Annotated in this window: 24 protein-coding genes; 22 read left to right on the top strand and 2 right to left on the bottom strand. The window is 36.5% G+C overall.

Annotation, left to right across the window (positions count from 1 at the left end; translation table 11 throughout):
• Positions 1-68: 68 nt before the first annotated feature.
• Both KKH39_04925 and KKH39_04920 read right to left on the bottom strand, forming a co-directional pair.
• Entirely contained in the window at positions 69-269 is a 201-nt protein-coding gene (locus KKH39_04925) for a hypothetical protein (protein ID MBU1203355.1), read from the bottom strand.
• 207 nt (positions 270-476) lie between these two features.
• A complete protein-coding gene (locus KKH39_04920) occupies positions 477-677 on the bottom strand; it encodes a hypothetical protein (GenBank protein MBU1203354.1) in 201 nt (66 codons plus the stop codon).
• 383 nt (positions 678-1,060) lie between these two features.
• Between KKH39_04920 and KKH39_04915 the strand changes: the two genes are divergently transcribed.
• From KKH39_04915 to rplO, 22 genes are all read left to right on the top strand, one after another.
• Entirely contained in the window at positions 1,061-1,426 is a 366-nt protein-coding gene (locus KKH39_04915) for a type II toxin-antitoxin system Phd/YefM family antitoxin (GenBank protein ID MBU1203353.1), read from the top strand.
• Between the two features lie 187 nt (positions 1,427-1,613).
• On the top strand, positions 1,614-2,801 hold the full coding sequence (tuf, locus tag KKH39_04910; GenBank protein MBU1203352.1) for an elongation factor Tu: 1,188 nt from the start codon (positions 1,614-1,616) through the stop codon (positions 2,799-2,801).
• A 77-nt stretch (positions 2,802-2,878) separates the two neighbouring features.
• Positions 2,879-3,217, top strand: coding sequence for a 30S ribosomal protein S10 (gene rpsJ, locus KKH39_04905; protein MBU1203351.1), 339 nt, complete (start codon positions 2,879-2,881; stop codon positions 3,215-3,217).
• A gap of 224 nt (positions 3,218-3,441) precedes the next feature.
• Positions 3,442-4,305, top strand: coding sequence for a 50S ribosomal protein L3 (gene rplC / locus KKH39_04900; protein ID MBU1203350.1), 864 nt, complete (start codon positions 3,442-3,444; stop codon positions 4,303-4,305).
• A 26-nt stretch (positions 4,306-4,331) separates the two neighbouring features.
• Positions 4,332-4,970 (top strand): 50S ribosomal protein L4, encoded by a 639-nt coding sequence (gene rplD, locus KKH39_04895; GenBank protein MBU1203349.1) that lies wholly within the window; start codon positions 4,332-4,334, stop codon positions 4,968-4,970.
• A gap of 1 nt (position 4,971) precedes the next feature.
• On the top strand, positions 4,972-5,397 hold the full coding sequence (gene rplW, locus KKH39_04890; protein MBU1203348.1) for a 50S ribosomal protein L23: 426 nt from the start codon (positions 4,972-4,974) through the stop codon (positions 5,395-5,397).
• A gap of 11 nt (positions 5,398-5,408) precedes the next feature.
• Complete coding sequence (gene rplB / locus KKH39_04885) at positions 5,409-6,263, top strand: 50S ribosomal protein L2 (protein MBU1203347.1); 855 nt, start codon at positions 5,409-5,411, stop codon at positions 6,261-6,263.
• Between the two features lie 7 nt (positions 6,264-6,270).
• On the top strand, positions 6,271-6,555 hold the full coding sequence (gene rpsS, locus KKH39_04880; GenBank protein ID MBU1203346.1) for a 30S ribosomal protein S19: 285 nt from the start codon (positions 6,271-6,273) through the stop codon (positions 6,553-6,555).
• Positions 6,556-6,584: 29 nt separating this feature from the next.
• Positions 6,585-7,109 carry a 50S ribosomal protein L22 gene (rplV, locus tag KKH39_04875; protein ID MBU1203345.1) on the top strand — a complete coding sequence of 175 codons (525 nt, stop codon included), beginning with the start codon at positions 6,585-6,587 and terminating at the stop codon, positions 7,107-7,109.
• Between the two features lie 4 nt (positions 7,110-7,113).
• A complete protein-coding gene (gene rpsC / locus KKH39_04870; protein ID MBU1203344.1) occupies positions 7,114-7,869 on the top strand; it encodes a 30S ribosomal protein S3 in 756 nt (251 codons plus the stop codon).
• A gap of 24 nt (positions 7,870-7,893) precedes the next feature.
• Positions 7,894-8,310, top strand: coding sequence for a 50S ribosomal protein L16 (rplP, locus tag KKH39_04865; protein MBU1203343.1), 417 nt, complete (start codon positions 7,894-7,896; stop codon positions 8,308-8,310).
• Positions 8,311-8,397: 87 nt separating this feature from the next.
• On the top strand, positions 8,398-8,634 hold the full coding sequence (gene rpmC, locus KKH39_04860) for a 50S ribosomal protein L29 (GenBank protein MBU1203342.1): 237 nt from the start codon (positions 8,398-8,400) through the stop codon (positions 8,632-8,634).
• Positions 8,635-8,645: 11 nt separating this feature from the next.
• Positions 8,646-8,894: a 30S ribosomal protein S17 gene (gene rpsQ / locus KKH39_04855; GenBank protein ID MBU1203341.1), complete on the top strand. Its 249-nt coding sequence runs from the start codon at positions 8,646-8,648 to the stop codon at positions 8,892-8,894.
• 10 nt (positions 8,895-8,904) lie between these two features.
• The gene (gene rplN, locus KKH39_04850; GenBank protein MBU1203340.1) at positions 8,905-9,276 is read left to right on the top strand and encodes a 50S ribosomal protein L14; all 372 of its coding nucleotides are present in this window, start codon (positions 8,905-8,907) and stop codon (positions 9,274-9,276) included.
• 10 nt (positions 9,277-9,286) lie between these two features.
• On the top strand, positions 9,287-9,601 hold the full coding sequence (gene rplX, locus KKH39_04845; protein MBU1203339.1) for a 50S ribosomal protein L24: 315 nt from the start codon (positions 9,287-9,289) through the stop codon (positions 9,599-9,601).
• 8 nt (positions 9,602-9,609) lie between these two features.
• Positions 9,610-10,164 (top strand): 50S ribosomal protein L5, encoded by a 555-nt coding sequence (gene rplE / locus KKH39_04840; GenBank protein ID MBU1203338.1) that lies wholly within the window; start codon positions 9,610-9,612, stop codon positions 10,162-10,164.
• A 5-nt stretch (positions 10,165-10,169) separates the two neighbouring features.
• The gene (locus KKH39_04835) at positions 10,170-10,355 is read left to right on the top strand and encodes a type Z 30S ribosomal protein S14 (protein MBU1203337.1); all 186 of its coding nucleotides are present in this window, start codon (positions 10,170-10,172) and stop codon (positions 10,353-10,355) included.
• A 19-nt stretch (positions 10,356-10,374) separates the two neighbouring features.
• A complete protein-coding gene (gene rpsH / locus KKH39_04830) occupies positions 10,375-10,764 on the top strand; it encodes a 30S ribosomal protein S8 (GenBank protein MBU1203336.1) in 390 nt (129 codons plus the stop codon).
• 81 nt (positions 10,765-10,845) lie between these two features.
• A complete protein-coding gene (rplF, locus tag KKH39_04825) occupies positions 10,846-11,400 on the top strand; it encodes a 50S ribosomal protein L6 (protein ID MBU1203335.1) in 555 nt (184 codons plus the stop codon).
• A gap of 112 nt (positions 11,401-11,512) precedes the next feature.
• Complete coding sequence (gene rplR, locus KKH39_04820; protein MBU1203334.1) at positions 11,513-11,869, top strand: 50S ribosomal protein L18; 357 nt, start codon at positions 11,513-11,515, stop codon at positions 11,867-11,869.
• A gap of 3 nt (positions 11,870-11,872) precedes the next feature.
• Positions 11,873-12,592 (top strand): 30S ribosomal protein S5, encoded by a 720-nt coding sequence (gene rpsE, locus KKH39_04815; GenBank protein MBU1203333.1) that lies wholly within the window; start codon positions 11,873-11,875, stop codon positions 12,590-12,592.
• A gap of 2 nt (positions 12,593-12,594) precedes the next feature.
• Positions 12,595-13,107 carry a 50S ribosomal protein L15 gene (rplO, locus tag KKH39_04810; GenBank protein ID MBU1203332.1) on the top strand — a complete coding sequence of 171 codons (513 nt, stop codon included), beginning with the start codon at positions 12,595-12,597 and terminating at the stop codon, positions 13,105-13,107.
• Positions 13,108-13,109 lie beyond the last annotated feature (2 nt).

Below are 13,109 nucleotides of genomic sequence, written 5' to 3'. Positions count from 1 at the left end.
TAAAACCACCCAATCTTCCGTGAAGTAGGTGGTTTTAGGTTGTTGGTAACATGTTTAGGCCTTTCTCCTTAGGGTAGCCAGGATAATAATTCAGCGTTGGTTGTGCCGATTTCTTGGAAATCATTTATTATATTTTCTCGGCGCATTTGCATAGCGTACAGGATAATTTTTTCTATCTGTACTGGATTAGTTATTTTTTTGATACGAATTTCTCGGATTTGCCTTGTCAGGCCTTCGATTAAACATTGTTTTTGTTTTATGCCCAGCATGGTTTCACCTCCTCAGGTGTGGGTGGTGGAAAGAACTAATTTTATTATATATTTTTTTAAAAATAAAATAAAGACCGGTAAATAATTACCGGGCCTTATTATATCCCTCCCAAATCTATAATTTTTTATAGACTTAGGAGGGGGCCTATTCGAGATAGGTCTTTGAAAGGTGGGATCCTGGCGGGTGTTGGTGTTGTGTTCAGATCTTTAGAGGTGCAGGGAGTAGATCATCCCTGCGATCATGGCGGACAGGAGAATCAGGGTCGGGCCGACCATGGTGCAGAGCATCAGGTAGGAGACCTTGGCCGCGGCTCGGGGAGCCTGCTTGCAGAGGCAGTAAGCCAGTACCAACATGGCGTTTCCTTCCTTGGATGGGTTGAGCTGTACCAGGAGTATTTTTCCAGGCACAAATTTGGAGGAGAGATGTCTAGCTTTTGGCCGAAGCCAGCTTAGACCAGATAATTAGGCTGAAATTGTTGAGTAGAGACCCAATAAAATCTAGCTAGTTTATCTGCTCTCCAACCTCCAAGTTTGTACCTGGGAAATCCCACTTTTAAAGAACTTTTTATAGTAATGTAATATTATATCACATATTTATTATTTTGTCAATAGAAAAAAGCAACCTTCGAGGTTAAATCTAACCTCGAAGGTTAGATTAAAATTTGACAAAAGCCTTAATTTTACTATAAAATACTAGCACTTTAATCAGTAAAAAGTTAAAAAGTTCAAAGTTAAAAAGTAGAAAAAATGACTTTAAATTTTATAACTTTCAAACTTTAAACTGAAAATATATGCCAAATTACAAACAAATAGACAAAGTTTTGGAACTAGCGGCCAAAACCGGTGACAAAGTTATTGTTTTGTCAGACAACCATGAACCCTATGTAATCATGACCGTCAAAGAATATGAGGCTTTGTTGGCTGGTCCGTCATCAGTCAAAGGATTGTCTGAAGACGAGCTTTTGGACAAGATAAATCGTGACATTGCCGTCTGGAAAGCTTCTCAAGAGCACTTAGATGACTATAGCCTGGAAAATTTCCGTGTGGACACTCTAAGAAAGGATGAAAAAAAGCCAGAAAATACTGATGACAAAACTACTGTTGATAAGTCAGCAGTGGGTGATGATGATAGGTATTATATAGAGCCAGTTGACTAGTTTTTTTGCTAATATTAGTCAATATAACAAAAAAATAGATATACTGCGCTTAGGGGCTTGCCAAAATCAAAAAACAGTGCTATAATCTGTGTGTTTTAAATAACGATAATTAAGTAATTTTAATCAAGATAGCTGGCTCACAAACCCCACATTTTTGCGGGGGGCTATCATAGGAGAAAGAATAAAAATGGCAGAAGCTTTTAAAAGAGAAAAGCCACACATAAATGTGGGTACTATTGGTCACGTAGACCACGGTAAAACTACCCTGACTGCCGCCATTTTGAAGGTATTAGCCGCTCATGGTGGTGTTGCTCAGCAAAAGGACGTTGATCAGATTGATAATGCTCCTGAAGAAAGAGAACGTGGTATTACTATTGCCACTGCTCATGTTGAGTATGAGTCAGAAAAAAGACATTACGCTCACGTAGACTGTCCAGGTCACGCTGACTATGTCAAAAACATGATTACTGGTGCCGCTCAGATGGATGGTGCTATTTTGGTAGTATCAGCTGCTGATGGTCCAATGCCTCAGACTAGAGAACATATTTTACTTGCTCGTCAGGTTGGTGTCCCATACATTGTTGTATTTTTGAACAAAATGGACCAAGTTGATGATCCAGAACTCGTAGATCTAGTTGAGGAAGAAATTAGAGATTTGTTAAAGAAATATGAATTCCCAGGCGATGAAACTCCAATTATCAGAGGTACCGCTTTGAAAGCCTTGGAAAATCCATCAGGTGATGATTCAAAACCAATTTTGGATTTGATCAAATCTTTGGATGAGTATATCCCAGAACCAAAACGTGATACTGAACACGCATTCTTAATGCCTATTGAAGACATCTTTTCAATTGAAGGTCGTGGTACTGTAGTTACCGGACGTATTGAAAGAGGAGTTGTCAAACTAAATGACGAAGTTGAAATGGTCGGTCTACAAGACACTAGCAAGACTGTTGTTACTGGTATTGAGATGTTTAATAAGCAGTTGGAAGAAGGTAGGGCAGGAGACAATGCTGGAATTTTGTTACGTGGTACCAAAAAAGATGAAATACAACGTGGACAAGTTTTGGCCAAACCAGGTTCTATCACTCCTCACACTGAATTTGAAGCTGAAGCTTATATCTTGAGTAAAGAAGAAGGTGGACGTCACACTCCATTTTTCAAAGGATACAAGCCACAGTTTTATATCCGTACTACTGATGTAACCGGTGAAGTTGAATTACCAGAAGGTACTGAGATGGTTATGCCAGGAGATACTATCAATTTGAAGATCAAATTGATAGCTCCAGTAGCTTTGGAAGAAAAATCCAAGTTTGCTATCCGCGAAGGCGGACGTACTGTTGGTGCTGCTGTAGTAACCAAAATTTTAAAGTAAATTTATTTTCCCAGCCCCTCGCGAGGGGCTGGGTTATAAAATTGTCCATTTAAGTAAATTTAATTCGTACAAATTAAATGTCAGCCAAAGATAAAGAAGTAAAAGAAGAAATTCAGTCTAGGATTCGTATCAAAATCAGAGCCTATGACCACAAAATCATTGATCAGTCTACCAAGACTATTATTGATACTGTTGATCGTAGTGGTGCAAAAGTGATTGGTCCTATCCCACTGCCAACTGAAAAGAAAAAGTTTACAGTGCTTAGATCAACTTTTGTCCACAAAGATGCTCGTGACCAATATGAAATGAGGGTTCATAAGAGGCTGCTGGATATAATCAACCCAACCTCACAGACTATTGATGCTTTGCAAAATTTGAATTTGCCAGCTGGTGTAGATTTAGAAATAAAAATGTAACCCCTCGACTTCGCTCGGGGTGTAACGAAATTAAGAAAATTATATTTGTCCGTGCAACCCTATTATTAAGGAAGTACACAGATAGATATAGTGTTCTAGAAGGATTAAAAATCGCAAAATAAACAAATCAGACAATTTACTATCATTTTGTATAGTAGTCGCGATTTTGTCCTTAAATTTTTTGAGAATAAAGTCGCGATTTTATTTAACAAAGATTAAATTATATGGCCAAGTTTATTTTAGGAAAAAAATTGAATATGAGCCAAAAGTTTAGCCAAGACGGCCGTGTTGTCCCAGTCACTGTAGTAGAAGCTGGACCATGTACAGTTGTCCAGGTAAAAGGTGAAAAGGACGGCTATCAAGCTGTTCAGTTAGGCTTTGGCACCAAGAAAAAAGCAAATAAACCAATGGCAGGTCATCTAAAAGGTTTAAATACTTTTAGATACTTGAAAGAATTTAGGTTAGAAAATGCAGAAGGTTTTGAAAGAGGCAAAGTAATAGATCTTACTAGCTTTGAAGCTGGTGATAAATTGAAAATTACTTCTACATCCAAAGGAAAAGGCTTCCAAGGCGTTGTTAAGCGTCATGGTTTTCACGGTTCACCAGCTAGTCATGGTCATAAAGACCAATTGAGGATGCCAGGTTCTATCGGCGCCACTGATTCAGCTAGAGTTTTTAAAGGTACTCGTATGGGTGGTCGTATGGGTGGTGATACAGTGACCGTAGCTAATCTAGAGTTGGTAGAAGTAGATAATGATAAAAACCTTTTATATATAAAAGGAGCAGTTCCAGGTGGAAGAAATGCTTTAGTATTTATTTTAGCTGATGGTGATATCAAATTTGCAGAATCAAAGGCTGTCAAAGAAGAAGTTAAAGAACAGCCAGTTGAGGCTAAACAGGATAGTGAAGTCAAAGAAGATAAACTAGCTGAGGATAAACCAAAAGAAGTAAAATCAGAAACCCCGAGCAAGACCGAAGGGGAAGAACCAAAGGCCGAAGAAGAACCTTCAACTAAAATTCAGGCTGATAATATAGCAGAAAATAAAGAATCAAAGACCCTGAGCGAAGTCGAGGGGGAAAAGAAATAATCCTTCAATAAATTCAGGATAATAATATGGCAGATATTAAAGTAAAATTATACGATTTCAAAGGAAAAGAAGTTGGTACCGAGTCACTTGATCCAGCATTGTTTGGATTAGAATTGGATCCGGTTTTGGTTCAGGAAGTGGTAATTGCCCAAGAGAAAAACGCTCGTCAGGTTTTGGCTCATACCAAAGGTAGAGCTGAAGTCAGAGGTGGTGGTAAAAAACCATGGCGTCAAAAAGGCACTGGTCGTGCTCGTCACGGTTCTATCCGTTCCCCGTTGTGGGTAGGTGGTGGTATCACTTTTGGTCCTACTAAAGAACGTAATTTTTCCGTCAAAGTGAATAAGAAAGTAAAAAGCAAAGCTTTGGCAATGGTTTTATCTGATAAGGTAAAAAATGAAAAATTAGTTTTGGTAGATTCATATAATTTACCAGAAGCCAAGACCAAGAGTCTGAAATCTTCCTTGGATGCACTGCCTATCAAAGGAAAATCAGTATTAGTAATTACCAAAAACGCTCAGGAAAATTTAGTTAAGGCTGCTAAGAATTTGACTAAAGTAGACACTATCAATTTTGGCAGTTTAAATGTTGTTGATTTGTTAAAAAGAGAATATTTGATTGTTAATAAGGAGCTACTAAAAAAAGTGGTTGAGCATTACAAGAAATAATATGGGATTATTTAATAAAAAAAATACCGAAGCCAAAAAAGAGGCTGATAAAAAACCAGAAAAAAAGACGGTTGTCAAAAAAAGTGACAATGTCAAAAAAGATATTGGTAAAGTAGCTAGGGCTGTTGACAATAAAGTTGCCAAGGCTGCCTATCGTGTACTTATTAAACCCGTTATTTCTGAAAAAGCTACTATTGGTGCATCTTTAAACAAATATACTTTTGAAGTAGCCGGATTTTCCAACAAAGTACAAATAAAAAAAGCAATTGAAGAAGCTTATGGAGTAATTCCGGTAAGCGTAAATATTGTTAATCAAAAAGGTAAGAGTGTCCGCTTTGGTCGAAAATTTGGTCGCAAAAGTGACACAAAAAAAGCTATTGTTACTTTGAAAAAAGGTGACAGTATCAAGCTTTATGAAGGAATTTAATATATCTAATCATGCCAATTAAAGTTTACAAACCAACCACTCCAGCTCGTCGTAGGACTAGCGTAGTAATCAATAAGGAATTATCCAAGAAACGTCCTGAGAGATATTTGGTTACCAAAAGAAAAAAATATTCTGGACGTAACAACCAGGGCAAAATTTCAGTTAGGCACAAAGGCGGCGGAGCCAAAAGGATGATTAGATTGGTTGATTTCAAGAGAGAAAAATTTGATATGCCAGCCAAAGTAGAACATTTGGAGTATGACCCAAACAGAAATGCTAATATTGCCTTGGTGCTTTATCCAGATGGCGAAAGAAGATATATTTTAGCCCCCGATGGTTTGAAAGTCGGCGATAAAGTAATCTCTTCACAAAAGAAAATTAGTATCAAAATAGGTAATAGATTAAATTTGAAAAATATACCAACTGGTACGACTGTCTATAATGTAGAAATGTCACCAGCCAAAGGCGGTCAGTTGGCTAGAAGCGCTGGTAATGGATTGGTGCTGATGGCTATTTTTGAAGGCAAAGCACAACTCAAAATGCCAAGTGGTGAGGTCAGATTTGTATCGGCAGACTGTATGGCCACTATTGGTGTGCCGAGTAATCCAGAAGCCAGAAATGTAAGAGTAGGTAAAGCTGGACGTAAACGTCATATGGGTATCAAACCAACTGTTCGTGGTAAGGTTATGAATCCGGTAGATCACCCTCATGGTGGTGGTGAAGGAAGTAACCCAATTGGTATGAAACATCCTAAAACCTACAAAGGTAAACCAGCCTATGGTGTCAAGACAAGAAAGAAAAATAGGCTTTCCGATCATTTAATTGTAAAACGTCGTCCATCAAAGACTCGTAGAAAAGTAAATTAAATAAGTTATGTCAAGAAGTTTAAAAAAAGGACCATTTACTGATCCCAAATTGCTCAAAAAATTAGAGGGCAAAAAACCAGAAAGCACTAAACCAATTAAAACTTGGTCAAGGTCTTCAGTTATTACTCCTGAGATGGTAGGTTTTACTTTCGCAGTCCATAATGGCAAGGATCATATAAATGTTTATGTAATAGAAAATATGGTCGGTCATCATTTGGGAGAATTTTCTCCAACCAGAAAATTTATTTCTCATGGTGGTAAAATGGCAAAGACACAGTCCAAGGCCAAATAAAATAATTTTAAAAAAGACAATATACAAATATGGTTGAAGTAAAAGCAAAATTGAAACATGTCAGGATTTCACCAAAGAAAATGCGTTTGGTGGCTGATCTTGTACGTGGCTTAACTGTCACTGAAGCTTTTGAGAAATTACCGGTTACATTTAAAAGATCAGCTCCTATAATCAGTAAGCTTCTAAAATCAGCAGTAGCCAACGCTATTGATAGATACGATGTAAAGGAAGAAGATTTACGTATCAAAAGCATCATTGTAAATCAAGGTGTTGATTTGAAACGTTGGAAGCCAGCGGCTTTTGGACGCGCTCATCCATATAAAAAACATTCTTCTCATGTAGAGATTATGCTTGTCACCAAAGAAGGTGTCAAAGCAACTCTAAAAGACAAAAAGAAAGAAGAAGTTGAGACTGTTGATCTGACAAAAACTGATAAGAAACCAACAACTAAAGTTGATAATAAAAAGAGCGCCAAGCCAAAAGAAGAAAAGAAATCATTCAAAGAAACCAAAATGGGTAAGGCCAAAGATAATAGTAAAGTAAAAAAAGGTTAATAGTATGGGAAAAAAAATAAATCCAACAGTATTTCGTCTGGGCATGAGTGAGAAATGGAGATCTCGCTGGTATGCTGGTCGTGATTTTGCCAAATTTTTGGAAGAGGATATTACTATCAGAAAGTTTTTGAAGGTTACTTTGAGAGATGCCTCTATTGACCGTATTGATATAGAAAGAAACCGTGGAGAACTCACTATCAATGTCTCAGCTGCCAAGCCAGGGTTAATAATCGGACGTGGCGGTAGTGGTATTGAAGATTTGAAGAAAAAGATCAGAGACAAATTTTTGGACAAGAATATTAAATTAAATATCAACATTACTGAAGTTTCTGTACCAAATCTATCAGCCAACGTAGTGGTAGATTCTATCAGAAATGATATTGAAAAACGTATACCATTCCGTAGAGTAATGAAGCAAAATATTGACAAAGTCATGAAAGCCGGAGCTAAAGGAGTAAAAATCATGGTAGCCGGAAGGTTGAATGGTGTTGATATTGCCAGAAGAGAAAAATTGGTAGATGGAAAAATTCCTCTTCAGACTTTGAGATCAAACATTGATTATAGTCGTGGTGTAGCCAGGACTATGTATGGAGCAATTGGTATTAAAGTATGGATTTATAAAGGGGAATACTTTGACAAAAAAGCAAAGACAGACTCTAAGGTCAAAGTGCCTACCAAGAGCGCCAAGCTTTTTGGGGCAAAATTTGAAGTTCAATCTATGGAAAAGCCTGGCGTAAGGAAAAGCAAAGAAAAGAAATAATTTTAGAGTAATTTTAGTATAATTATGTTAGCACCAAAGAAAGTAAAACACAGAAAATGGCAAAGAGGAGACAAGGTCAAGGGCAAAGCAACGCGAATGACCAAGGTTTCTTTTGGCGAATACGGATTAAAGAGCTTGACTACTGGTTGGGTTACAGCCCGTCAAATTGAATCTGCCCGTCGTGCCATGGTAGGTCATATCCAACGTGGTGGAGAAATATATATTCGCATTTTTCCAGACAAGCCTATTACGGCCAAAGGTAATGAAATGCCAATGGGTAAAGGTAAAGGCGCAGTTGACCATTATATTGCTGTAGTCAAACCAGGTACTGTTATGTTTGAGATGAAAGGTGTTGATGAGGCCACTGCTCGTAGAGCAATGCAATTGGCTGGTTATAAATTGTCGGTCAAGACTAAATTTGTAAGCAAAGAATTAATATAAAATCATGAATCCCGTTAGAAATTTATGTTTACTGGCGGGGCTAAAAATAAAGGACAAAGAGTTAATTTCACTATAATTTCTAACAGGATGAAAATCAAAGAATTAAGAAAATTGGATAATGCTAAGCTAAATGAAAAATTAGCAGAGCTGCGCAACAAAACCCGTGAGTTTAGATTTTCTATTGCCAACAATCAATTGAAAAAAGTCAGAGATTTGAGGGTTGCCAAACAAGATATTGCCAAGATTTTGACTGTTTTAAATGAAAAAAGGTTGGGTAAAAATGTTGCTCCAGCCAAAGAAGAAGTGTCAGAGGAAAAGAAATAATATTTTAAGATATGGATAAAAAAATAACTAAAAGAAAGCTGGAAGGAGAGATAATGAGTGACAAGATGGACAAAACTGTCGTAGTGCTTGTCACCAGTATCAAAACTCACAGTAAGTATAAAAAACAATATAAGTCATCCAAGAAATACAAGGCTCATGATGAAAAAAATGAGTACAAAACAGGTGATAAAGTTGTGATAGAAGAATGTCGTCCACTTTCCAAAGACAAAAGATGGCGTGTTATTAAAAAAGTAAAATAACAATACTGATATGATTCAAGAGAGATCCATGTTAAAGGTTGCTGATAATTCTGGTGCAAAATTGGTACAGTGCATCAGGGTTTTAGGTGGTTATAAAAAAAGATATGCCCGTATTGGTGATCTAATTACTATTACTGTGAAATCCGCTCAGCCACATAGCGCCGTCAAAAAAGGTCAGGTTTTACACGCAGTGATTGTCAGACAGAGAAAAGAAATACGTCGTCCTAGCGGTATTTATATCCGTTTTGATGATAACGCTGTAGTTATTGTAGATAAAAAAAATAAAGAGCTAAAAGGAACTCGTATTTTTGGACCAGTTGCTCGTGAATTAAGAGCCAAAGGATATACCAAACTTATTTCCTTGGCACCGGAGGTATTATAAAAATATGGATATCAAGATAAAAGTAAATGATAAAGTACAAGTAACTACCGGCAAAGACAAAGGTAAAACCGGCAAGGTTATTCAAATTTTGCCAGAAATGAAAAAGATTGTCGTTGAAGGTATAAATGTAATGTACAAACATATTCGTTCTCAAAAAAAAGGAGAAAAAGGTCAACGTATTCAGTTTAATGGCCCTCTTGATTTGAGCAATATAATGTTGATTTGTCCAAAGTGCAACAAAGCCTCCAAAGTAGGCGTAAAACTTGGTGAAAACAGAAAAGCCAAGGCTAGATTTTGTAAAAAATGTAAAGAAGTAATTGATTAATTTGATATATGGCTTATTTAAAAGAAAAATATAACAAAGAGATCAGAAGTGAACTCAAAAATACTCTAGGCCTAAAAAATATTATGGCTGTGCCTAAGGTAGAAAAGGTAGTTCTCAATATTGGTATTGGACGTGCTACTCAAGATAAGCAATGGATTGATATTGCCACTTCTATTTTGGAAAGAATCTCTGGACAAAAACCAATTAAAAATAAGGCTCGCAAGGCTATCTCCAACTTTAAAGTTCGTGAAGGAATGGTAGTTGGCACTAAAGTAACTTTACGTGGAGACAGAATGTATGATTTTTTAGAAAGACTGGTCAACATTACCTTGCCTAGAATTAGAGATTTCTATGGTTTGGATTTGAAAAAAGGTTTTGATAATCACGGTAACTATACCATTGGTTTTAAAGAACACATTGTTTTTCCGGAAATTAGTATGGATGATGTAGATAGAACTCATGGTATGGAACTGACAGTAGTCAGTAACGCTAAAAATAATCAGGATAATCTAGCGCTATTGAGAGCCTTGGGATTTCCTTTTAAAAAAGATAAGAAAAAATAATCACTATGGCAACAGAAGCACAAATTGTAAAATCCAAAAAAAAGCCAAAATATTCTACACGTGTCGTCAGACGCTGTTGGCGATGTGGTAAACAACGTTCTTATATGAGAAAATTTGATTTATGCCGTATTTGTTTTAGAGAGTTGGCTGACAAGGGAGAAATCCCAGGTATTAAAAAATCAAGTTGGTAATTAATTTAAATAAAATAACATGACAGATCCTATTGCAGACATGCTAACAAGAATCAGGAATGCCGTGGCAGTCAAAAAGCCAGAGGTGGTTTTGCCTTACTCAAATTTGAAATTTAATGTTGCCAAAATTTTAGAATCAGAAAATTATATTGGCAAAGTATCCAAAGTAAAAAACGGCAAATTTGATGAGTTAAATATTGAATTAAAATATACCAATCATGGCCCGACTATTCGTCACATCAAAAAGATTTCTAAGCCGGGACAACGTATTTATGCTTCTGGTAAAGAATTGCCACATGTATTAAACGGTTATGGTATCGCTATACTATCAACTTCCAAAGGTATTATGACCAACAAAGAAGCTAGACGCCAAAATATTGGTGGAGAATTAATGTGTGAAATATGGTAGTAAAAAGTTCTAAGTTAAAAGTTCAAAGATTTGTATAATATGAACTTGAAACTTTAAACTTTAAACTTTAAACTAAATTTTATGTCAAGAGTAGGAAAAAAACCAATTGAAATAACCAAAGGTGTAGAAGTAAAGGTTAGCACCAATGATTTGGGTAATGCCCAAGTAGCAATCAAGGGCCCAAAGGGCAACTTGAGTGTTGATTTGCCAAAAGGCGTTTCAGTCAAATCAGAAAATGACCAGATAATTTTTTCTGTAAACAATCCTGATTCCGGACAAGAAAAAGCTCTTTGGGGCCTGAGTCGTACTTTGGTACAAAATGCAGTATTAGGAGTTACTGAAGGTTTTTCTAAAGAACTGGAAATAAATGGAGTTGGTTTCAAGGTGGCTTTGCAGGGTAAAAATCTTGTTTTAAATGTAGGCTTTTCTCACCCGGTAAATTATCCGTTGCCAGAAAGGATTAGTGCCGAAGTAGAGAAAAACCGGATTAAAATTATTGGAATTGATAAACAGTTAGTTGGGCAGACTGCGGCAGAAATCAGATCAATTAAAAAACCAGAACCTTATAAAGGAAAGGGTATAAAGTATGTTGACGAGCAAATCAGAAGAAAAGCTGGTAAGGTTGTCAAATCATAATATTCCCTATAGAAATTAGATGATAGACAACGGGAGTAATAAATTAGGAAAAGTATATTTAGATAATATATAAAGAACAATTAGATATTTTACAAAAGTAATTTCTAACGGGATGAAAGATAAAGCCAAATTAAAAAAAGATAAATTTATCAGAAGACAGCGTCGTACTCGTGTCAAAATGACAGGTACTCCAGAAAAACCACGATTGTCAGTTTTTAGAAGTTTGATGCACATTAGTGCTCAAGCTATTGATGATATAGCTGGCAAGACTTTGACGGCTATCAGTGATAAAGAAATCAAGGCCAAGGGTAATAAGACTGAAAAAGCTGCTTTGGTAGGTGAAGCTATTGGCAAAAAATTGATGGACAAAAAAATTGATAAAATAGTTTTTGATAAAGGTGCTTATAAATATCATGGTAGAGTCAAGGCTCTAGCTGAAGGCATCAGAAAATCAGGTGTAAAATTTTAAAATATGGTAGATGATAAATCAAAGACCCCGAGTAAAGTCGAGGGTAATCAAACAATAGAAAAAAAGAGTCAGCCTGAATCTAGAGGTCAAAATTTTGTTGGTTCAGATAAAAGAGGGGCTAATCGTGGTAAACGAAACTTCGGTAATAAACGTGGCCCAAAGACCAGAAAGAGGTCAGACAAGCCGGCTGATGATTTTGAACAGAAGATAGTTGACTTGGCTCGTGTTACTCGTGTAATGGCTGGTGGCAAACGTATGAAGTTTAGGGCCACTATGATTATTGGTGATAAAAAAGGTAAAGTAGGCGTTGGTATTGCCAAGGGAGTGGATGTATCTCAGGCAATTTCCAAAGCTGTCTCCAAAGCCAGAAAAAATATGTTTGAAGTACCTATTATAGAAGGCACTATTCCTCATCAGGTAAATATCAGACAAAATTCGGCCAATATAATGATTAGACCAGCTAAAGCTGGTAGTGGTATCAAAGCTGGTGGTGTTGTTCGTATTGTTTTGGAGTTGGCTGGTATCAAAGATGTAGTTGCCAAAATTTTGGGCACCAACAACAAAATAAACAATGCTAAAGCTACTATCGAGGCACTGCAATCATTTGTACCAAAAGCTGTTGATGCTTCTAGGAAGAGGTCAGTCAAGGTAATTGATAATAAAAATGAAGTAAGAAAAACTGATAATCATAAGCCAGTTAAAAAAGATAAAATCAATAAATAACTATGTTGAGTCTGCATAATTTAGAAAAACCAAAAGCCAATCGTAAGCCCAAGAGAAGACTGGGACGCGGTAATTCTTCTGGTTTAGGAACTTATTCAGGAAAAGGTTTGAAAGGCCAAAAGGCGCGTTCAGGCGGAAGGGCAGGTATAGCTGGTAGAAGTATCAAGAGCTATTTGCTTCGTATTCCAAAAGTACGTGGATTTAAGTCAATCTACAAATCAATGGCTACAGTAAATATTGGTGATTTGGAGAAGGCTTTCAAAAATGGTCAGACTGTCAACGATAGGGCAATATTAAAAGCCGGAATTGTAGAAAATATTGACAAAGGTATTAAAATATTATCTTCTGGTAAACTCACCAAAAATTTGACAGTAGAAGCTAATGCTTTTTCTCAAAGTGCCAAAGAAAAGATTGAGTCAGCCGGCGGTAAAGCCATAATAGTTGGAAAGTTAAAAAGTTCAAAAGTTGAAAAGCCAAAAGATGAGGGTGTCTCTAAAGATGAAAAAAATAAATAATT

The sequence above is a fragment of the Patescibacteria group bacterium genome, from assembly GCA_018819405.1.
In the GTDB taxonomy this organism is placed as follows: Bacteria; Patescibacteriota; Patescibacteriia; order UBA1558; family GWA2-36-10; genus XYD1-37-29.
This window is presented reverse-complemented; position numbering and strand designations above follow the sequence as displayed.